The sequence below is a fragment of the Vibrio sp. 10N.222.49.C9 genome, from assembly GCF_041474985.1.
In the GTDB taxonomy this organism is placed as follows: domain Bacteria; phylum Pseudomonadota; class Gammaproteobacteria; order Enterobacterales; family Vibrionaceae; genus Vibrio; species Vibrio crassostreae_C.
Genome location: NZ_JBFRVD010001213.1, coordinates 1 through 300, shown reverse-complemented (window position 1 = coordinate 300; position 300 = coordinate 1). Strand labels below are relative to the sequence as shown.

The window sequence follows — 300 nt, the reverse complement described above, 5'->3', positions numbered from 1 at the left end:
CAGCAGGCGAGTAATTCAGATGGCGGCGGTGCACTATTTTTACTGTTCCCGATCCTAATCGCGCTATTTTGGTTCTCCATTGGCTTATCGGTAGCGCGATGGAAAAACTGTGGTCATAAGGGCTGGTATTACGCCGTTGCTTTGGTGGTCACTATGCTGATAGACACCTTCTTGATGGGGGTGGCAAGTACCGTATTATGGCTGTATCTACTGTTTAACCCACAATCAAAGAATATATAAGATCTAAAAAGGGGCGAGAGCCCCTTCATAATATAATTTCAACATTCATTTGTAGTGGCA

At 44.3% G+C, this 300-nt stretch carries 1 pseudogene; it reads left to right on the top strand.

Annotated elements, in window-relative coordinates:
- A pseudogene (locus AB4585_RS27620) lies at positions 1–240 on the top strand (hypothetical protein); the annotation flags it as partial.
- Positions 241–300 lie beyond the last annotated feature (60 nt).